Source organism: Rhabdochlamydiaceae symbiont of Dictyostelium giganteum (assembly GCF_964291045.1).
In the GTDB taxonomy this organism is placed as follows: domain Bacteria; phylum Chlamydiota; class Chlamydiia; order Chlamydiales; family Rhabdochlamydiaceae; genus PALSA-1444.
This window is the reverse complement of the sequence record NZ_OZ197277.1, coordinates 1,502,800-1,521,717: the sequence shown is the minus strand read 5'-3', so window position 1 is coordinate 1,521,717 and position 18,918 is coordinate 1,502,800. Positions and strand designations below refer to the sequence as shown.

The window sequence follows — 18,918 nt, the reverse complement described above, 5'->3', positions numbered from 1 at the left end:
CATGAATAAGACACAAATTCATCCGATGGCAATTATTGAAGAAGGGGCCAAAATTGGCAATAATGTCACCGTAGAGGCGTATGCCATTGTGAAATCCACAGTCACTCTTGAAGATAATGTTGTGATTAAATCTCACGTTTATCTCGATGGTAACACCGTGATTGGAGAAGGCACTGTCATCTGGCCAGGGGCAAGTATTGGAACAAAGACACAAGATTTGAAGTTTCAAGGGGAAAAGACCTTTGTGATCATCGGGAAAAATTGTGAAATTAGAGAATATGTCACCATTAACTCCTCTTGCCAAGAAAACTCTGTCGTCCGTGTCGGAGATAACTGCTTAATCATGGCGTATTGTCATGTGGCGCATAATTGTGAAGTGGGCAATAGAGTCATTATGTCAAATGCCGTTAACTTGGCAGGGCATGTTGTGATTGAAGACTTTGCCATTATTGGCGGGATGTCAGCTGTGCATCAATTCACAAGAATTGGGTGTTATGCCATGGTGGGAGGGTTTAGTAGAGTCACGCACGATATTCCTCCTTATACCATAGGAGCTGGCGTGCCGTATAAAATTGGAGGGCTTAACCTGACAGGGTTAAAAAGACACGGCTTTCCGATGACTGTGCGAAGAGATTTAGCTAAAGCGTTTAAACTCACCTATAGATCAGGTCTTAGCTTAAGTGCAGCACTTGAGCAAATTCAGCAGCAAATAGAGCCAAGTCTTTATGTGCAACATTGGACAGAGTTTTGTTTAGCTTCTAGAAGAGGGCTCATTGGTTTTCACCATTTTAAAGATAAAGAAGAGGGTGATCAACTCGATGAGTATGAAGAACTTTTAGAAGAAAAAATGACATGAAAATTGTCTTTTTTGGCACCTCTTCTTTTTCCATTACCATTTTAGAACATATCATGGGGGCTCATGAAGTGGTGGGGATTGTGACAAAGCCAGATACGGCAAAAGGGCGCTCAAGAGAGCTTCTTCCTCCTCCTGTGAAAGAGTGGGCAAAACACCATGCTCCTTTGGTCCCTATCTATCAACCAATCAAAGCGTCACATCCTGAATTTATTGCCTTCATGAAAACTATAGAAGCTGATATTTTTGTCGTGGCCTCTTATGGAGAGATCATATCAGAAGAGCTTCTTCACTTAAGCCCTTTTCCAGCAATTAACGTCCATGCAAGTCTTCTTCCTAGATGGAGAGGAGCCTCTCCCATTCAAAGATCGATCATGGCAGGAGAAAAAGAGACGGGAGTTACCATCATGAAGATGGTTCTTGGACTTGATGCAGGAGATATGTTAGAAGCTGTTAAAGTTCCCATACTTTCAGAAGATGATCACGGATCCCTTCAACATAAACTTGCTATTAGAGCAAAAGAGCCTCTTTTACATGTCCTTGAGCGGTTTTTAAAGGGTGTTAATTTTGGCACGCCCCAAGATGAGACGCTTGTGACATTTGCTCCTAAGGTGAAAAGCCATGAATGCCTCATTGATTGGAAACAAGAAGCTTTCACCATTCATAATCAAATACGGGCGCTCTCGCCTGATGTAGGAGCGTGGACTTACATTGAAATTGCGGGGCAAAAAAAACGGATGAAAGTGTGGAAATCTTCTCTTACCACCTTGTATACGCTCTCTCCAGGAGAAGGACTCATCAATCAAGGAAAAGAGTGGGTTGTTGGGTGCTCAAACGGCGCTTTAAGTTTAGAAATCCTTCAGATTGAAGGGAAGAAGAGTTTACCTGTTGCAGAGGTGTTAAGAGGGGTGATTCAACCTCCTCGTATTGTGCAAGAGTGATCCTCTAAAAGCTTTATTTTTTAAATTGTGCTTCAAATATTAACAAAAGGTTTTTATGACAATTGCTAGTAAGATGGGAGATGCTCCTTTCGTTTCTCTTTTTAATCTACTTGTGACTCCAGGTAAGATGATTGCAAGTACAATACCTGTAGAAGTGAGCCGGTTATTCCGGGCTTTTGCAGGGAATTTTGGAGTAGGTGGCCAAGAATCTTTTTGGGTTAAGCCAGTTATTGTCATCGGAAAATATTTAAGCGCTCATCAATTGGCTACGTATCCAGAACTTGGTCATCTCATTGGTCAAGCTAAGATCGTAAAAGATTTTATTATGGTTCCAAAAAGTATTGCCGCGATGCCTGATCTCCTTACCAATATTTCCTCCCCCATTGTAGGCGGAAAATCGATGCGTAAGGGAATTGTTGAAGTTGATAAGAATGTATACATGCCGCGCATTTTGGGTTGTTATACGTTAAATGAAACAGCTGCGCAAAAAACAGTTAAAATTGCTCAAGGAGTTCTTTCAGCCATTGGACTCTTGAAATTTGCTAAGCTTCAAGGATTAGTGAATGGGAGCGGCAAGCTTGTTAACCAAGCTGTCAGTCATATCGTTGGCTATGAAGCCTCTTTATGTAGCAAGGTGGAGATCATTTCTTCTCTTTGGGCATTTTATGACGGACTTAAAGTTTGGTATCATTTAGAAGATGCTCACAAGATTGAAAAAGGCATGACGATGCTGGGTATTGGACTTGAGATGTCTAAACTTGCCGTCATGGCGATCAAGTTTAAAGGGAATAAGGACTCTTTATTTTTTAAGAAAATGGAAGTGGGTGTTGCAGTAGCTAGTGTTATCATTCCTATGGTTCAAAAAACCCTGACTAACTACATGCAAGTCACATTTAAAGCGTAGTTTTAATAGCACCCTTTTCTCTTTAACAATAGAGAGGGGTTTTCATGACTGCTTTTAGGCATTTAAACAGCTTACCTCTTTAAAGGGGTGGCTGTTTTTTTTGTTTTAAGGGGAGGTGTAACATCTTGAAGAGGCTCTATTTCTTCCTAGTTGTATTTTTTCTATAGGTAAAAAGGGTGTTTTTGTACTATTATTAAGCATGAAACATCGTCGGTTGTGTAATCAATCAGGACAAAAAGAGGCGCTTTCTACTCTTGAGTGGATTTTTACCTTAGGGTGGTTAGGGCTTGGCATCTCTTTACTTATTTTTTCCTGTTTAGCAGTCAGATAGCATAAAAATACCTATTTTAAGCTGCCCAAGCGGTCTTTAGACAAGATTTAGATTGTCTGAAAAATTAGATATTTGTTAGTCTACTCGCTTTAGCCAATTTGTCTGGGCAAATGGCTTCGAGTTTGAGATGCGAATCGTTCAATTCGATAAATGTTTTAGCAAATAAGAACCTCTGAAATTTAGAGTAGCGTTATGAAGCCAAAGTTGATGGGAATTAAGCAGGGGATGACCCAGCTTTTTGATGCGCAGGGAAACCGCGTTGTATGTAGTGTGATCAAAGCTGATAAGCATGTGATCTCTCAAATTAAAACAGTGGAAACTGATGGCTACAATGCTATTCAGCTCGCGTGTCAGGAAGTGAAAAATACTCAGTTATATAAAGTTGCAAATCCTCAGATTGGCCACTTTAAAAAAGCGGGTATCAATCCTTGCCGTAAGTTGATGGAAATTCGGCTTGATGCAGAAGGTGAATACCAAGTGGGTCAAGAGTTTGGAGTCGAACTATTTAGCGATATTACATTTGTCGATGTCACGGGGACATCTAAAGGTAAAGGGTACCAAGGGGTTATGAAAAGACATAACTTTGCTGGGGGACCTGCAGCACACGGTTCTGGATTTCACAGACATGCGGGATCTACAGGGATGAGATCGACACCAGGACGTTGTTTGCCAGGTGTGAAGAAAGCCGGTCACATGGGAGACGAAAGAGTTACAACAGAGAACTTACGGATCATGCGTGTTGATGTGGAAAAACAAGTCATCGTTGTAGAAGGAGCAATCCCTGGAACAAGAGGCGGACTTGTGTATATTCGATCTGCTATGAAAAAAACGAACCGAAAAAAATAGGGTGATTTGTGGCAAACATTAAAAAATTCAATCTTTCTGGAAAGGAAATTGGTCACTTCACTTTGAGCGATGAGCTTTTAAATCAAGAAGCCAATTCTCAGATGATCAAAGATTATATTATCGCGTTAAGAGCCAATTTAAGACAGTGGTCTGCTCATACGAAAACACGCGCTGAAGTTTCTCACTCAGGTCAAAAGCCGCATCCTCAAAAAGGAACAGGTAGAGCAAGACAAGGGTACCTTGGAGCTGCGCAATATAAAGGTGGAGGACGTGTGGGAGGTCCAAGAGCAAAACTGGATTTCCATATCTCTATTAACCGGAAAGAAAAACGTGCAGCTGTTCGTCATTTACTGGCAGAAAAAATTCATAGCGACCGTATGGTTGCTTTAGATGCAGATGTGATGAATGCTCCTAAAACAAAAGCGATTGCAGATTTCTTAAAGTCTTTAAGAGTTTTTGGAAGAAAGATCCTTTTTGTTGCAGACAAAGCTGAATTTGAAAATAACAGCCATTTTGTCAGAAGCATGCGTAATATTCCTAATGCTCAAATTATGTTACTTGAAAATGTAAGTGGTTATGATGTTGTTTCTCATGGACATATCGTTGTTCTCAATACTGCAACAAACTACTTAACTCAGATGTTAGAAGGTTAATCATGCGCAAAGATCCTTACGAAATTATTGAAAGCCGTTATGTGACTGAAAAATCCAGAGTTCTTGGATCTCTTCACACAAACAGCCACAATCCTTCTGTTAAACGGTGTGATTCACCTAAATATGTTTTTTTAGTCGATAAAAAAGCAACGAAACTTGAAATTGCTCACGCTGTGGAAGAAATTTACAAAGAGCAAAACATTCAAGTGACAAAAGTCAATACTATTATCATGAAACCTAAACCAAGAACGGTTAGAGGTCGCAAGGGAATGAAAAAAGCGTTTAAGAAAGCAGTTGTCACTCTCAAAGCGGGTGATGTGATTGGAGATAAGGAGTAGTTATGACAAGAAAATTTAGACCGGTTACTCCAGGTCAAAGACAGCTCATTTTAGAAAGTCATGCTGATTTAACAAAAGGTGCAAAACCTGTTAAATCGCTTATCGTAAAGAAAAACCGTACGAACGGACGTAACCACCATGGACACATCACTTGTCGTCATCGTGGGGGCGGACATAAAAGATTTTACCGTATCATTGACTTTAAACGCGATAAGCTTGAGATCCCTGCAAAAGTTGCCTCTTTAGAATACGATCCTAACCGAACAGCTCACATTGCGCTTCTTTTTTACGCAGATGGAGAAAAACGGTATATCATCGCTCCAGAGGGTCTAAAAGTTGGCGACACAGTGATGACAACTGAGACAGATATGTATCAAGTTGGATGCTGTATGCAACTTAAATTCATGCCACTAGGTTCTGTCATTCATGCGATTGAAATGAATCCTGGAAGAGGATCTGCTTTAGTGAGATCAGCTGGTCTTTCAGCTCAGCTTTTAGCGCGTAGTGGTGGATATGTCACTCTTAAAATGCCATCTGGCGAAATCCGGCTGATTAACGAAAACTGCAAAGCGACCTTTGGGGTTGTTTCAAATGCAGAGCGTGTCCTTCGTGTAGAAGGAAAAGCGGGAAGAATGCGCTGGAAAGGGATTAGACCTACTGTACGGGGAACTGCGATGAATCCTGTTGACCACCCTCACGGTGGAGGCGAAGGAAAGCACAACGGTTACCTGCCTCAAACTCCTTGGGCAATGTACACGAAAGGGTTCCGTACAAGAGCGAAGAAAAAGACATTAAAATGGATTGTCAAGGATAGAAGGAAGTAAGGTTTATGGGTAGATCATTAAGAAAAGGTCCTTTTGTTGACCACTTTCTACTAGTAAAGATTGAAAAGCAAAATAGCGCAGGTACAAAGCGCGCAATTAAGACTTGGTCTCGCAGATCAATGATTATACCAGAAATGGTGGGACACACCTTTGAAGTTCATAATGGACGTAAGTTTATCACTGTATTCGTTTCAGAGAATATGGTAGGGCATAGACTCGGAGAGTTTTCTCCAACTCGTACCTTTAAAACTCACGGGAACAAGAAAGAGGGTGGATCGTCAGGCGGTTCAGGTAAGTAAGGAATATGAATATGCAAAAAATGATGCTACAAGGTCGAGCAATCACGAAATACGTTAGAATACCTCCTCGCAAGGCTCGTCTTGCTGCGGCGCTTATTCGAGGATTGACAGTTGAAAATGCTTCTATTCAATTAATGCATTCTCAGCTTAAAGCTGGCCGTCTTCTTAAAAAGACTTTAGACAGCGCTGTTGCAAATGCAGAAACACAACTGAACATTCCTCGTCAAAACCTTAAAGTTCATGAAGTTCGTGTAGATTGCGGGCCAGTCCTTAAAAGATCGAAATCAAAAGCACGGGGTGGCACCGTTTCTATTATGAAAAGAACGAGCCATTTTACAGTGATTGTAGTGCCACAGGAAGGTGAATAATGGGCCAAAAGACATCCCCTATAGCGTTTAGACTTGCTTTAACAAAAAAATGGAAATCATTTTGGTTTGCTAATAAGCAAGAATTCGGAAATCAGCTTGGAGAAGACCATTTTATCCGAAAGCATCTTCTTTCAAAGCCTATTAGTGTTGGAACTTCACAAATTACCATTAGACGTATGAGCGGTAAAGTGGAAGTGACAATTCATACAGCAAGACCTGGACTTGTGATCGGAAAGAAAGGGGCTGAGATTGACATTTTAAAACAAGAGCTGAAAAAGCTGATTGGAAAAGATGTGTGGATCGAAGTGGAAGAAGTGAAAAGGCCAGATCTTGAGGCAACACTTGTTGCGGATGGAATTGCCAAGCAGCTTGAGCGCCGTATGCCTTTTAGAAGGATTATGAAAAAAGCTATTCAATCTACGATGGATGCCGGTGCTGCAGGGATTAAAGTCCAAATTTCTGGACGTATTGGAGGAGCTGAAATTGCTCGAACAGAAGGGTATAAAGAAGGACGCGTTCCTCTTCATACACTCCGTGCCGATATTGATCATGCGATAAAGCGTGCAGAAACCACCTATGGTTGCATTGGAGTGCAAGTTTGGATTAATCGCGGAGAGGGAGGAGCTTAAATTATGGTCATGATGCCAGTACGTACAAAATTCCGTAAAATGCAAAAAGGTCAGATGAGTGGCCTGAGTAAAGCGGCTAACTTCCTCGATTTCGGTGAGTTTGGAATGCAAGCTTTGGACCGTGGATGGATTACTAACCATCAAATTGAAGCGTGCCGAATTGCCATTTCAAGATACTTTAACCGCCGCGGTCAAGTGTGGATCCGTATTTTTCCTGATAAATCTGTCACGAAAAAGCCTGCAGAAACACGGATGGGAAAAGGAAAAGGAAATCCTGACCATTGGGTAGCTGTTGTGCGTCCGGGACGCGTTTTATTTGAAGTGGGCGGAGTTCCTAAGGAAGTTGCGCAAAATGCTCTGCGAAGAGCCGCTGCAAAGCTCGGAATTAAAACACGCTTTGTTGAAAGATTAGAGAGAGTATAATTATGTTAAAAATGAATGATTTAATCGATCAAACACCAGCTGAGTTAAAAGCTCTTTATCACACTCTCTCTAAAGAGATTTATAGATTAAAGTGTGAGCTTAAAATCAATCGAAAAATAGAAAAACCTCATCTTTTGCAAGGTAAAAAGAAAGACCGTGCTCGTGTGTTAACAGCACTTTCGCAACAGAGTGGGGATAAGGTTTAATTTATGGTACAACAAGAAAAAAGTCGTCAAAAAGAACGTCAAGGACAAGTTGTGTCGACCAAGATGCACAAAACGGTGACTGTAAAGGTTGCAAGAACTTTTGCTCACCCTCAATTTAATAAAATCATCACAAGAAGCAAAAAATATTATGCGCATTGTGAAGGGTTTGATGTAAAAGAAGGGCAAATGGTTCGCATTATTGAAACTAGACCGTATTCTAAAATGAAACGTTGGCGCGTTGTCGAGGTAGTCGCATGATTCAACAAGAAAGTGAATTAGAAGTTGCTGATAATAGTGGAGCAAAAAGAGTTTGCTGCTTTAAAGTTTTAAAAGGCTCTAAGCGCAGATATGCCCACGTTGGAGACGTTATCGTATGTAGCGTGAAAGACGCTGAGCCGAGAGGTCTTGTGAAGAAAGGAGATGTCGTTAAAGCTGTGATCGTAAGAACAAAGAGTTATGTTCGCAGAGCTGACGGTTCATTCCTCCGTTTTTATGATAACAGTTGTGTGATTCTTGATGACAAAGGCAATCCAAAAGGGACCCGTATTTTCGGCCCTGTGGCTAGAGAAGTCAGGGAAAAAGGATTTGTGAAAATTACATCATTAGCTCCTGAGGTGATCTAGTATGGCACAGTGGATTAAAAAAGGGGACAAAGTCCTGGTTATTGCCGGCAATGACAAAGGAAGATCGGGAGCAGTATTGCGTCGCCGTGGTGAGAAAGTTGTTGTTCAAGGAATGAACATTCGCAAAAAACATGTGAAACGTCGTTCTGAAATGCAAACCCCATCCATCATTGAAGTGGAAATGCCCATTCATATTTCTAATGTGGCACTTTGTGATGATGAAGGTGTAAGACTTAAAGTAAAAGTCAAATCAACGCAAAAAGAGAAGGAACTGATTTATCTCAAAGAAGAGAAAGAAGTTTCTTATCGTATGCTGAAAAAAAGTTAAACGGATGATAAGGCAATGACTCGATTACTCAAACGTTATAAAGAGGAAGTAAGACCCGCACTTAATGAGAAGTTTGGGTACGCTAACCCAATGCTCATCCCTTCACTCAAAAAGATTGTGATTAGCATGGGACTTGCAGAGGCTACAAAAGATAAAAACGCTCTACAAGATTGTTTTAGAGAGCTAACACAACTATCGGGACAAAAACCGATTTTTACACGCACAAAAAAGGCGATTTCTAACTTTAAATCCCGTTTAGACCAAATCATTGGTCTTAAAGTGACATTAAGACGTGAGCGGATGTTTGACTTTTTAGACCGTTTTTGTAATATTGTTGCACCTCGCATTAAAGACTTTCGAGGTTTCTCAGTTAAAGGCGATGGACGTGGATCTTATTCCCTCGGTCTTGATGACCAACAGGTTTTTCCAGAGATTAACTTGGATGAAGTGAAACGGACACAAGGGATGAATATCACCTTTGTAACATCAGCAAAAATTGATGAAGAGTGTGTAGAACTCCTTCGCATGCTTGGACTCCCATTTAAGACGCAAGGAAAATAAATCTATGGCAAATCACGACCCTATTGCTAGTATGCTCACTTCTCTTCGAAACGCCGCGATGGCTCGTAACCGTTTTGTGGATCTTGACTTAAGTCAAATGAGACATGCCATCTTAAAAGTGTTAGAAAAACAAGGCTTTTTAGAACACATTTTAGTTGATGAAGAGAAAAAAAGAATGCGCGTGTTCCTTCGTTATGATGGACGTGAACCTTTGATGCAAGGACTTAAACGAATTTCAAAACCAGGTCTCAGAAAATATATTGGGCAGACAAAGATCCCCAAAATTTACGGCGGCCTCGGAGTTGTAATTCTTTCCACATCTCAAGGTATTTTAGATGGCGAGACTGCTCGTGAAAGAGGAGTCGGCGGCGAACTTTTATGTTACATTTGGTAGGTAAACAACTATGACACGTTTTGCAAAATTATCTGTTCCTGTTCCCTCCAATGTGGAAATTACAGTTGAAGGACAAAAACTCCATGTTAAAGGACCTAAAGGAGTGCTCTCTTCAGAACTTCCTCAAGGGCTCACTTTAGCGATTAATGGAAATGAAGCGTCTATTTTGATGAATGAATCTGTTACTGTTTCTGATGCAGATCATGGTCTTCATAGAGCTCTTTTCAACAATCTCGTTGTGGGAGTATCTCAAGGATTTGAGAAAAAGCTTCTCATGATTGGAGTGGGATATAGAGCCACTGTTGAGGGAGCAAAGCTCACTCTACAAGTGGGAAAATCTCACCATGTTCATTTGGATATTCCTCAAGGGGTATCGGTTGTTGTTGATAAAAGTGGATCGATTACGATTACAGGAATCAACAAACAAGTTGTGGGACAATTTGCTGCCACAGTAAGAGCCGTAAAACCTCCTGAACCTTACAAAGGTAAAGGGATTCGTTATGAAAAAGAAATTGTACGTAAGAAAGCTGGAAAAGCAGCAAAATCCAAATCGGCAGGATAGTATTTATGGAAAGTAGTCTTATTCAAAGAAATCACAAACGTATTAAGCGGGCTGCTCGTGTCCGTAGATCCCTTAAAGGGTCTGCGACAAAGCCTCGCCTTTGTGTGATGAAATCAAACCAACATATTGCAGCTCAGCTGATTGATGATGAAGCTGGAGTGACTCTTGCTTCTGCAAACACGTTAATGAAACATATTCGTGGCAAAGTGAGTGGAAACAACAAAGACGCTGCACGTATTATTGGGACAGAGCTTGCAGAACGTGCAAAAGAAAAAAACATTACAACAGTTGTCTTTGACCGCGGTTTTAATAAATATCACGGTGTAATTGCAGAGCTTGCCAATGCTGCTCGTGCTGGCGGATTACAATTTTAAAAGGTTAACATGAACAATAAAATAAAACGACCACGGCAAGAAGAGACCCATTCTGAGTTTGATGAAAAAGTTCTCTACGTTAATCGCTGTTCTAAAGTGGTGAAAGGGGGACGTAAGTTTAGTTTCTCTGCACTCGTCATTGTTGGTGATGGACATGGCCGTATTGGATTTGGATTTGCTAAAGCGAATGAAGTGTCTGATGCTATCCGTAAGGGAGGCGAGGCTGCGCGTAAAAACATTATGCACTTTGAGATGGAAGGAACAACCATTCCTCACGAAATTAAAGTGGATTGGGACGGGGCGACTGTCTTTTTAAAACCGGCTGTTGAAGGAACAGGGGTGATTGCAGGTTCTAAAGTACGTTCTGTCTTAGAACTTGGCGGAGTGAAAGATGTTGTTGCAAAGATTTATGGATCAAATAACCCCTTAAACCAAGTAAGAGCGACTTTACAAGCGCTTCTTGGTCTTAGAAACCGTGAAAAAGTGCTTAAAAATAGAGGGTTAATATGATTTCATTATCTAATTTAGCAAACACGCATAGACCCCGCAAAAGAGTTCAACGTGTCGGAAGAGGCGTGGGATCTAAACGGGGAAAAACCTCTTGCCGAGGTGTCAAAGGGGATAAATCTAGACGGGGTTATAAAGCTCAAGAAGGAAGAGAAGGAGGACAACTCCCTCTTTACCGTAAGCTCCCTACGAAAGGATTTGTGAACGGCCGTTTTAAAAATAACGTCCACTCCATGAATCTCGGAAGACTGAGTCAACTTTTTCAAGATGGCGACCTCATTAATCTTCAAACTCTTCGAGAAAGGGGCTATGCTCCTCGTAGAGCTGGAGGGGGACTCAAAATCTTAGCTCAAGGAAATCTGGATAAGAAAGTCACAATCGAGGCGAATGCCTTCTCATCAGGAGCGATTGCAAAGCTTGAGAAAGCTAAAATTTCTTATAAGATTTTAGAAGCAAAAACGGTTTAAAGGACTTTATGTTTGCATCAATCCGCCATATTTTTTCACTGCCTGAGTTAAAATCAAAAATCGGTTTTACTCTTATGATGTTAGTGATATGTCGGTTTGGTGCTTATATTCCAGTCCCTGGAATCAATGGGGATTTAGCCGTTCAGCTGTTTAAAGCGGCAACGGGAGGAAGTCAAAATCTTTTCCAATTGATGGATGTGTTTTCTGGAGGCGCTTTTGCTCAGATGACCATTATCGCGCTTGGCGTGATGCCGTATATCTCAGCTTCCATTATCTTTCAGCTCCTCATGGCGCTCATTCCTTCTTTACAACGAGATGTGAAAGAAAGCCCTGATCAAGGAAAGCGGAAGATGGGTAAGTGGATGAGAGTGATGACCATTGGTATTGCTCTTTTTCAATCGGCTTTATTTGCTAAGTATGCACTCAAGATCAATAGCGGCGCGCAAGGCATCATCATGCCTGAAATGCTGGAATTTACATGCATGGGGCTTCCTTGGCTGTTTTATTTGACTGTGATGCTTACGATGACAGCAGGAACCATGCTACTCATGTGGGTAGGAGAGCAGATTACAGAAAAAGGGATTGGAAATGGAATGAGTCTGATCATTACGACAGGCATACTCTCTTCCATTCCTAAAATTACCGGATCCATTATCCAGCAGCTGAATTTAGACTCTCAAGAAGTAGGGGGACTTACCTTTTCCTCTCTTGCAGTCCTTATGACGCTATTTGTGATGATTATCATGGGAACCATTCTTGTGATTCAAGGGCAAAGGCGGATTCCTCTGCAATATGCAAGAAGAGTGATTGGGGATGCGGCTCAAAGTTCCTCACAAGGCAATCAACCCTACATCCCGTTAAAGATTAACTATGCAGGTGTTGTGCCTGTGATCTTTGCCTCATCACTTCTCATGTTTCCAGCTACCATTGCGCAGTTCATGAGTAAAGGGATTGACTTAAGCACCTTTGTACGTCTTTTGTCTCCAGGCTCTTGGCTGCATACCGTTTTGTATGTAGCGCTCATTATCTTTTTTACCTACTTTTGGACAGCCACGCAATTTCATCCAGATCAAATAGCGTCTGATATGAAAAAAAATGGGGCGTTTATCCCAGGAGTGCGGCAAGGGAAAGAGACACAAAAGCATATAGAGCTTGTAATGAACCGTATGACCTGCGTTGGAGCGTTGAGTTTAGCTTTAATAGCTATTCTTCCCACGTTAATCACACGCCTTTTAGGTGTGGATCCCAATATTAGTCATTTTTTTGGAGGGACTTCTCTCCTAATCTTGGTTGGAGTCGTTCTCGATACCACCAAACAAATTGAATCTCATTTACTCATGAAACGGTACGACGGATTTATGAGAAACTTGAGAGCAAAACCATTTTAAAATTGAGAATAAACGAGTTAGTTGCTAGACTAAATCGGTACTAGAAAAGGATTTTAAACATGCCACGTATTATTGGGATCGATGTCCCTGATAATAAAAGACTCGAAATTGCTCTAACCTACATCTACGGAGTAGGGGATAAATTATCCAGTCAGATTATTGCTAAGTTAGGATTAAATCCTAGTATGCGTGCTCATCAGCTGTCAGAAGATGATATTGCTCGCATTAATGCTCTTTTACAGAAAGAATATGTTGTTGAAGGAGACCTCAGACGTCAAGTTCAAAACGACATTAAAAGGTTAATTAGTATCCATTGTTATCGTGGCTCTCGGCACCGTTTAGGCTTGCCTGTTCGAGGACAACGTACACGAACTAACGCACGGACTCGAAAAGGAAAGAGAAAAACTGTAGCTAACAAGAAGAAATAATTATGAAAGAAAACTCTAATTCAGCGAAAACAGACGCTAAAAAATCAGCAAAATCTCGCAAAAAGATGCAACGGACTGTTCCTGTCGGGATCGCTCATGTGCAGTCGTCTTTCAATAATACCATTGTAACAGTTACAGATTTAGCAGGACACGTGATTGCTTGGTCTTCTGCCGGAAAAGCAGGATATTCAGGATCGCGTAAATCATCCGCTTTTGCCGCAACAGTTGCAGCGCAAGATGCAGCGAAAACGGCGATGAGCATGGGGATGAAAGAAATTGAAGTGAACTTAAACGGTCCAGGAGCAGGAAGAGAATCTGCTGTACGGGGTCTTTTAAGCTCAGGACTCAATGTTACCATCATCCGTGATGTAACCCCAGTAGCGCATAACGGCTGCAAACCTCGTAAGAGACGTAGAGTCTAAAATCAGGAGAGTACAATGACAGTAAAATATGGTAAATTTGAGCTCCCCTCAAAAATTAAAAAAGACGACTCTTCAAAACAACCTAACTTTAGCCGGTTCATTGCAGAGCCGTTTGAAAAAGGATTTGGACACACCATTGGAAACGCGTTAAGAAGAACTCTTCTTACGGCGATTGAATCTCCAGCGATCATGTCTGTTAGAATTGAAGGGGTCTCTCACGAATATACAGCGATTGATGGAATCATTGAAGACATGACACACATTGTCCTCAATTTTAAATCAGCGCTCATTCGAAGACTTCCTCTTGAAGAGAGAAACATTCCAAGAGAGCCAGTTGTTGTTTCTAAAGTGTTAGAAGTGACAGGGGATCTTTTGGATAAAAACGGCGGACAATTCATTGTAACGCTTGACACTCTTTTAGGAGATAGCAGCTTTGAGCCTGTAAATCCAGATCTTGCTCTTTTTACTGTTACAAAGCCGATGTTCAAAAAAATCGATTTAAAAATTGGAATTGGAAGAGGTTATATCCCTTCTGAAAGACAATTGCTTGATTCTAAGAACGTGGATGAAATTGTTTTAGACGCGATTTGCTCACCTGTAAGACGTGTAAACTACTATGTAGAAAACACACGGGTTGGACAAGATACAGACTTTGATAGACTGATTTTAGATGTTGAGACAGATGGAAGAATTACCCCTGAAGAGGCGCTTTCTTTCTCTGTTCAGATCATGATGTTACATTTTGATGTGTTTACACAACTTGAGCAGCACATGATTACATTTGATTCAGATGCTGTAGAAGTCAATAGCGATAAAGAAGCTCTTCTTGCCAAACTTGCGCTAAAGATTAATGAAATTGAGCTCTCTGTCAGATCCACTAACTGTTTAGCTGGTGCCAATATCGATACGATCGGAGAACTGGTCATTATGCCAGAGTCTGATATGCTCAAATTTAGAAATTTCGGGAAGAAGTCACTAAACGAAATTAAAGCCAAATTAGAAGAAATGGAATTATCTCTCGGGATGGATCTGGCTCGTTTTGGCATTACAAAAGATAATGTAAGACAAATCGTAGATGATTATCTTGCGCAGAAAGGAGTTGAAACAGAAGTATGAGACATGCAAAACATACATTTAAAATAGGACGCACAGCATCTCACAGACGGTGTATGCTTGCAAATATGCTTAAATCTTTGATTGAGCATGATCGCATTGAAACAACTGTGACAAAAGCGAAAGAGTTAAGACGTCATGCTGATCACATGGTGACACTTGCGAAGAAAAATACACTGGCAAGTCGCCGTCAAGCGATTGGCGAGATGATGATCACTTACAACACGCTCACTCCTAAAGAAGCTAGAGAAGCGCGTAAAGGGAACACTGATCATGTGTACAATACCGACCGTAAAGTGATTGGAAAGCTCTTTGGAGATTTAGCAGAGAGATTTGCAGGACGTGATGGGGGATATACCCGCATTGTACGTCTTGGAGAAAGAGTGGGCGATAACGCCTCTATGTGTGTTATCGAGTACTTACCTGCAGAATAGTTGAAGCTTTATCACTGAAAGTGCACTCAAAAGCTCTTAAGGAAATCTTTAAGAGCTTTTTTTATTTCTAAGAGAAACAAAAACATCCCTCCCTTTTCACGATCATTCCTTTACTTTCTTGAAAATGTCAGTTACAATTAACTAAAAATTAAGCTCTCATTTCTACCTTAAGTGTCATCAATATGAAAATAGCGATTAATGGATTTGGCCGTATCGGAAGGCTCGTTTTAAGAACTCTATTAGAGGATAACACCTCTCATATAGAAGTTGTCGCGATTAACGATCTTGCTTCTCCAGAAAATCTTGCCTATCTTTTGCAATATGACAGCATCCACCGTAAATTCCCTCTGAAAGTGGAAGTGCAAGAAAATAAACTGATCGTTGGAGAGCGCTCTATTAAGATCCTACAAGAAAAAGATCCAGAGCGCCTTCCGTGGAAAGAGCTGGGCGTTCATACGGTGATAGAATCCACAGGAAGATTCACATCATATGACAAAGCGTCTCTTCATTTAAAAGCTGGTGCTCATAAAGTGCTCATTACAGCACCTGGGGATCAAAATGTGCCTCTTTTTGTCATGGGAGTCAATCACCAACATTACAATCCACTCAAAGATCATGTGATCTCTAACGCCTCTTGCACAACCAATTGTCTAGCTGTCTTAACAAAAATTCTTCTTGATCACTTTGGGATTGAAGAGGGGCTGATGACAACGGTGCACGCCACAACTGCCTCACAGCTAACTGCTGATGGCCCGTCCATGAAAGATTGGAGAGGGGGCAGATGCGCGATGAATAATATTATACCCTCCTCTACGGGAGCAGCACTAGCTGTTGCTAGATGCATCCCGGAAATTCAAGGAAAACTGACGGGGATGGCATTACGTGTTCCAACAACAGATGTATCTGTTGTTGATTTAACTGTACGTCTTAAAAAAGACACGACCTATGAAGATATCTGCATGGCCTTAAAACATGAGGCAATGGGTCACTACCAAAATATTTTAGCTTATACAGAAGATGAAGTTGTTTCATCCGATTTTATTGGGACGCCTTATTCCTGTATTTTTGATAAGGGAGCAGGTATTGCTCTTAATAACCGGTTTTATAAGCTGATTGCTTGGTATGATAATGAGATGGGATACGCTCACAGGGTTGTGGATCTTTTAAGGTATATGAAACTGAAAGAAACTACAAGTTAGGGATAACACTTAACTTGTCAACAAAAGGTTAGACCTGTGAATTTTACCCGCGAACCTATTATTGAAACAATTATTACTCCGCGAGATGGTTACCGACTCATTGTACGTAGCACAAAGCATACAACTGATGAAGATTTTTCTGTCGATGCGGTAGAAATTGTTTCCTTTGGCTTAGCTCTTTTCTTTAGAAGCTTAGATAAGCCAAAACCGTTCCTTCTTCCTGTTGCCGACTATCAAGTGGTGGAAGGGAAAGAAGTGAGAGTCTCTCTTAAAGCTGCGCAGCCTGAGCGCACAATTAAAATTGGCGGAGGAAAAGAGCTTCCCCCTCGTAAAGAAGTAGAAATTGAAGAAGAGATCGAAGAGATTTCTCATATCGCAGAGTCTCTTACTACCCGTGAAGAAAAAATCACCCATGAAACGGTATCAGAAACAGTTCTTGAGCATAAACGGGAAAGACGCCGTAACCGCAGAAGAAGAAGTCACGAGCAACGAGATGAGCAAAAAGCCAAACAAGAGACAGTAGAGACTTCTACACCTGAGACAAAAGAAGCTAAAAGTGAAGTGACTCAAGAGCCTATTGTACAAGCTCCAGTAGCTCCTATGGTGTTTCCTCAATTGATACCGCCTCCAACAACTCTCATTTCTGCATCGATTCAAAAGTATAAAGATCAGCAAGCTCAAGAAGCGCTCAGTTCTGCAAGAGAAGAGCTTGTTGTGATCGTGGAAGATCTTCTGCAAGTGCCTGAAATAAAGGACACTACAGAAGAAAATAACGAATCTTTGGAATAAGAGAGGATTTTGACGTTCTTTTCTTGAAAACAAACTGGTATTTTAGTTAGACTCTTGTGTTTTACAAATAAGAGTCTATCTGCTCGGATGGTGGAATGGTAGACACTGGGGACTTAAAATCCCCTGCGTTAATAGCGCGTGCAGGTTCGACTCCTGTTCCGAGCATTTTTAGTGTTAGATACTACAAAGACATCTTCAGGTTATCTGGAGGTGCCTTTTTTCTTACATGTTCCACTTTATAATCAAAAAGAATTCTTGGCTTTTTTTAAACTAGTTGGCCCTGATTTAGTCTATTTCTCTATAGAAAAATCAAAATAAGATGCAGAAGATTGGCTTATTTTTTATAACTGTTAGTTTAAAATAGGGAAAATCGATGAAGCCAAAATCGCTTGTTCAGAACCAAGATCAGCTTTTTAAAACTCGATTGAGCCAGATGATCAACCCTGATCATGAACTGTGTAAACTAGCAGCTTCTATTCCTTGGCAAACACTTGAAGAAAAGTGCGCAGAGTATTTTAAACTAGGAGTTAGCCGCCCTCTTGTTCCCACAAGAGTTGTTATAGGTGTAAAGAGTGGTATCCAAGTGGGTAGAAAATGTGTACTGGCAATTTTTTTGCGGGTATGATTTTTTTCAGCAAGATTTTCCTATCCGTCCCACCACACTCACTAGATGGCGTCAGAGACTTCAGCCCTGAAGGACTAGAAAAAATTCTTAAGACTTCTGTCTCAATAGCTATTAGCACCAAAACAATCACCCCTACTGAACTTAGCCAAACAATTACTGATACGACTGTAATGCCTAAAGTAATCAGCTATCCAACTGATAATAAATTACTTAAGCGCATTTTAGAGAGAATTGTAAGGGAGGCTCACAAAGCTCACATCTCTCTAAAATGGACCTATCTTCGAGCCTCAAAAAGAGCTCTTTTTGAATATCAAAAATGGAGACACTGCAAAAGATATGGAAGAGCTAAAACATGTTTAGGACGTCTAAGAACATATGTGAGAAAGGTGTTACAAGAGCTAAGCCCTGTTCTAGAAAAATACCCTAGAGATCTTTTTAAAGAAGCTACCATAGGAGCAAGACTTGTTCTTCAAGAACGAAATGATGCCTCTAAAATCTATAGCCCCCATGAACCTCATGTCTCTTGTATTGCTAAAGGCAAGGCGGGTAAACCTTACGAATTTGGATGTGAAGTATGCATTCTTCTTACAGAGAAAAAAGGGATTATCTTAAGTTCAAAAGCATATCCTGGAGCTCCTTACGACGGTCATCTACTTAAAGCTGCAAAGAAAAATGGATAAGAAAATAGCTCTGTTCCTATTAAGCGCATCCTAGTGGACTTAGGTTTTAGAAAACATGATGTAGATGATGCAGAAGTGCTCGTTAGTAGGACAAAAAAGCTTCCTGCCTACCTTAAGAAGTTACTTAAGAGAAGGCAAGCTATAGAGCCGTGGATAGGACATATGAAGCAAGATTGTAAGATTAGGTAGATGCTATCTGAAAGGGATCCTTGGCGATCAAATGCAAGCGAATCTCTCTGCAATAGGACACAATTTTAGAATAATCCTTAGGAAGCTAAGGATTTTTTATGCTCTCATACAATTATGGATCCTCAAACTATGGAATGACGACCTCCAATTTAGAGCCGATCAAAGGTATACCTAAAAAATAGATGAAGGCATTTTAGTCCTTAAGTGAATAAATCAGGGC

At 40.8% G+C, this 18,918-nt stretch carries 32 protein-coding genes and 1 tRNA gene; all 33 read left to right on the top strand.

From position 1 onward, the window contains the following. Position 1 precedes the first annotated feature (1 nt). The 33 genes from lpxA (at position 2) to ACI7T6_RS05345 (ending at position 18,509) form a co-directional block, all read left to right on the top strand. Positions 2-856: an acyl-ACP--UDP-N-acetylglucosamine O-acyltransferase gene (gene lpxA / locus ACI7T6_RS05505; protein WP_404665381.1), complete on the top strand. Its 855-nt coding sequence runs from the start codon at positions 2-4 to the stop codon at positions 854-856. Further along, a complete protein-coding gene (gene fmt / locus ACI7T6_RS05500; RefSeq protein WP_404665380.1) occupies positions 853-1,794 on the top strand; it encodes a methionyl-tRNA formyltransferase in 942 nt (313 codons plus the stop codon). The genes lpxA and fmt overlap by 4 nt, the downstream gene beginning before the upstream one ends. A 55-nt stretch (positions 1,795-1,849) precedes the next feature. Beyond that, positions 1,850-2,698, top strand: coding sequence for a hypothetical protein (locus ACI7T6_RS05495; protein WP_404665379.1), 849 nt, complete (start codon positions 1,850-1,852; stop codon positions 2,696-2,698). 199 nt (positions 2,699-2,897) lie between these two features. Beyond that, on the top strand, positions 2,898-3,029 hold the full coding sequence (locus tag ACI7T6_RS05490; RefSeq protein WP_404665378.1) for a hypothetical protein: 132 nt from the start codon (positions 2,898-2,900) through the stop codon (positions 3,027-3,029). Between the two features lie 192 nt (positions 3,030-3,221). Next, on the top strand, positions 3,222-3,875 hold the full coding sequence (rplC, locus tag ACI7T6_RS05485; RefSeq protein WP_404665377.1) for a 50S ribosomal protein L3: 654 nt from the start codon (positions 3,222-3,224) through the stop codon (positions 3,873-3,875). Between the two features lie 8 nt (positions 3,876-3,883). After that, positions 3,884-4,528, top strand: a complete 645-nt coding sequence (gene rplD / locus ACI7T6_RS05480) for a 50S ribosomal protein L4 (RefSeq protein WP_404665376.1) — start codon at positions 3,884-3,886, stop codon at positions 4,526-4,528. Positions 4,529-4,530: 2 nt separating this feature from the next. After that, complete coding sequence (gene rplW, locus ACI7T6_RS05475; protein WP_404665375.1) at positions 4,531-4,866, top strand: 50S ribosomal protein L23; 336 nt, start codon at positions 4,531-4,533, stop codon at positions 4,864-4,866. Between the two features lie 2 nt (positions 4,867-4,868). Then, the gene (rplB, locus tag ACI7T6_RS05470) at positions 4,869-5,690 is read left to right on the top strand and encodes a 50S ribosomal protein L2 (protein WP_404665374.1); all 822 of its coding nucleotides are present in this window, start codon (positions 4,869-4,871) and stop codon (positions 5,688-5,690) included. A 5-nt stretch (positions 5,691-5,695) separates the two neighbouring features. Next, entirely contained in the window at positions 5,696-5,989 is a 294-nt protein-coding gene (gene rpsS / locus ACI7T6_RS05465; protein WP_404665373.1) for a 30S ribosomal protein S19, read from the top strand. A 23-nt stretch (positions 5,990-6,012) separates the two neighbouring features. Next, complete coding sequence (rplV, locus tag ACI7T6_RS05460; RefSeq protein ID WP_404665372.1) at positions 6,013-6,357, top strand: 50S ribosomal protein L22; 345 nt, start codon at positions 6,013-6,015, stop codon at positions 6,355-6,357. Beyond that, positions 6,357-6,986 (top strand): 30S ribosomal protein S3, encoded by a 630-nt coding sequence (rpsC, locus tag ACI7T6_RS05455; protein WP_404665371.1) that lies wholly within the window; start codon positions 6,357-6,359, stop codon positions 6,984-6,986. Before rplV ends, rpsC begins: the two co-directional genes overlap by 1 nt. A 3-nt stretch (positions 6,987-6,989) precedes the next feature. Continuing rightward, on the top strand, positions 6,990-7,409 hold the full coding sequence (rplP, locus tag ACI7T6_RS05450) for a 50S ribosomal protein L16 (RefSeq protein ID WP_404665370.1): 420 nt from the start codon (positions 6,990-6,992) through the stop codon (positions 7,407-7,409). A gap of 2 nt (positions 7,410-7,411) precedes the next feature. Continuing rightward, complete coding sequence (rpmC, locus tag ACI7T6_RS05445; protein WP_404665369.1) at positions 7,412-7,615, top strand: 50S ribosomal protein L29; 204 nt, start codon at positions 7,412-7,414, stop codon at positions 7,613-7,615. Positions 7,616-7,618: 3 nt separating this feature from the next. Continuing rightward, a complete protein-coding gene (gene rpsQ, locus ACI7T6_RS05440; RefSeq protein WP_404665368.1) occupies positions 7,619-7,873 on the top strand; it encodes a 30S ribosomal protein S17 in 255 nt (84 codons plus the stop codon). After that, a complete protein-coding gene (rplN, locus tag ACI7T6_RS05435; RefSeq protein ID WP_404665367.1) occupies positions 7,870-8,238 on the top strand; it encodes a 50S ribosomal protein L14 in 369 nt (122 codons plus the stop codon). Before rpsQ ends, rplN begins: the two co-directional genes overlap by 4 nt. 1 nt (position 8,239) lies before the next feature. Then, positions 8,240-8,566, top strand: a complete 327-nt coding sequence (gene rplX / locus ACI7T6_RS05430; protein ID WP_404665366.1) for a 50S ribosomal protein L24 — start codon at positions 8,240-8,242, stop codon at positions 8,564-8,566. 15 nt (positions 8,567-8,581) lie between these two features. Next, entirely contained in the window at positions 8,582-9,127 is a 546-nt protein-coding gene (rplE, locus tag ACI7T6_RS05425; protein WP_404665365.1) for a 50S ribosomal protein L5, read from the top strand. Between the two features lie 4 nt (positions 9,128-9,131). Beyond that, entirely contained in the window at positions 9,132-9,521 is a 390-nt protein-coding gene (rpsH, locus tag ACI7T6_RS05420; RefSeq protein ID WP_404665364.1) for a 30S ribosomal protein S8, read from the top strand. Positions 9,522-9,531: 10 nt separating this feature from the next. Then, positions 9,532-10,083: a 50S ribosomal protein L6 gene (gene rplF / locus ACI7T6_RS05415; protein ID WP_404665363.1), complete on the top strand. Its 552-nt coding sequence runs from the start codon at positions 9,532-9,534 to the stop codon at positions 10,081-10,083. Between the two features lie 5 nt (positions 10,084-10,088). Continuing rightward, positions 10,089-10,457, top strand: coding sequence for a 50S ribosomal protein L18 (gene rplR, locus ACI7T6_RS05410; protein ID WP_404665362.1), 369 nt, complete (start codon positions 10,089-10,091; stop codon positions 10,455-10,457). A gap of 9 nt (positions 10,458-10,466) precedes the next feature. Further along, entirely contained in the window at positions 10,467-10,967 is a 501-nt protein-coding gene (gene rpsE, locus ACI7T6_RS05405) for a 30S ribosomal protein S5 (RefSeq protein ID WP_404665361.1), read from the top strand. Then, positions 10,964-11,431, top strand: coding sequence for a 50S ribosomal protein L15 (gene rplO / locus ACI7T6_RS05400; protein ID WP_404665360.1), 468 nt, complete (start codon positions 10,964-10,966; stop codon positions 11,429-11,431). Before rpsE ends, rplO begins: the two co-directional genes overlap by 4 nt. An 8-nt stretch (positions 11,432-11,439) precedes the next feature. Beyond that, on the top strand, positions 11,440-12,819 hold the full coding sequence (secY, locus tag ACI7T6_RS05395) for a preprotein translocase subunit SecY (RefSeq protein WP_404665359.1): 1,380 nt from the start codon (positions 11,440-11,442) through the stop codon (positions 12,817-12,819). A 59-nt stretch (positions 12,820-12,878) separates the two neighbouring features. Beyond that, the gene (gene rpsM, locus ACI7T6_RS05390) at positions 12,879-13,247 is read left to right on the top strand and encodes a 30S ribosomal protein S13 (protein WP_404665358.1); all 369 of its coding nucleotides are present in this window, start codon (positions 12,879-12,881) and stop codon (positions 13,245-13,247) included. 2 nt (positions 13,248-13,249) lie between these two features. Continuing rightward, positions 13,250-13,669, top strand: coding sequence for a 30S ribosomal protein S11 (rpsK, locus tag ACI7T6_RS05385; RefSeq protein ID WP_404665357.1), 420 nt, complete (start codon positions 13,250-13,252; stop codon positions 13,667-13,669). 15 nt (positions 13,670-13,684) lie between these two features. After that, positions 13,685-14,785, top strand: a complete 1,101-nt coding sequence (locus ACI7T6_RS05380) for a DNA-directed RNA polymerase subunit alpha (RefSeq protein WP_404665356.1) — start codon at positions 13,685-13,687, stop codon at positions 14,783-14,785. Beyond that, positions 14,782-15,216, top strand: coding sequence for a 50S ribosomal protein L17 (gene rplQ / locus ACI7T6_RS05375; protein ID WP_404665355.1), 435 nt, complete (start codon positions 14,782-14,784; stop codon positions 15,214-15,216). The genes ACI7T6_RS05380 and rplQ overlap by 4 nt, the downstream gene beginning before the upstream one ends. A gap of 182 nt (positions 15,217-15,398) precedes the next feature. Further along, complete coding sequence (gene gap, locus ACI7T6_RS05370) at positions 15,399-16,415, top strand: type I glyceraldehyde-3-phosphate dehydrogenase (RefSeq protein ID WP_404665354.1); 1,017 nt, start codon at positions 15,399-15,401, stop codon at positions 16,413-16,415. A gap of 36 nt (positions 16,416-16,451) precedes the next feature. Continuing rightward, entirely contained in the window at positions 16,452-17,204 is a 753-nt protein-coding gene (locus tag ACI7T6_RS05365) for a hypothetical protein (protein WP_404665353.1), read from the top strand. An 81-nt stretch (positions 17,205-17,285) separates the two neighbouring features. Beyond that, positions 17,286-17,369: transfer RNA gene (locus ACI7T6_RS05360), tRNA-Leu, on the top strand. A gap of 208 nt (positions 17,370-17,577) precedes the next feature. Next, entirely contained in the window at positions 17,578-17,829 is a 252-nt protein-coding gene (locus tag ACI7T6_RS05355) for a hypothetical protein (protein ID WP_404666145.1), read from the top strand. After that, positions 17,777-17,899 (top strand): transposase, encoded by a 123-nt coding sequence (locus ACI7T6_RS05350; protein WP_404665352.1) that lies wholly within the window; start codon positions 17,777-17,779, stop codon positions 17,897-17,899. The genes ACI7T6_RS05355 and ACI7T6_RS05350 overlap by 53 nt, the downstream gene beginning before the upstream one ends. A 100-nt stretch (positions 17,900-17,999) precedes the next feature. Next, positions 18,000-18,509, top strand: a complete 510-nt coding sequence (locus ACI7T6_RS05345) for a hypothetical protein (protein WP_404665351.1) — start codon at positions 18,000-18,002, stop codon at positions 18,507-18,509. The last annotated feature ends 409 nt before the right edge of the window (positions 18,510-18,918 follow it).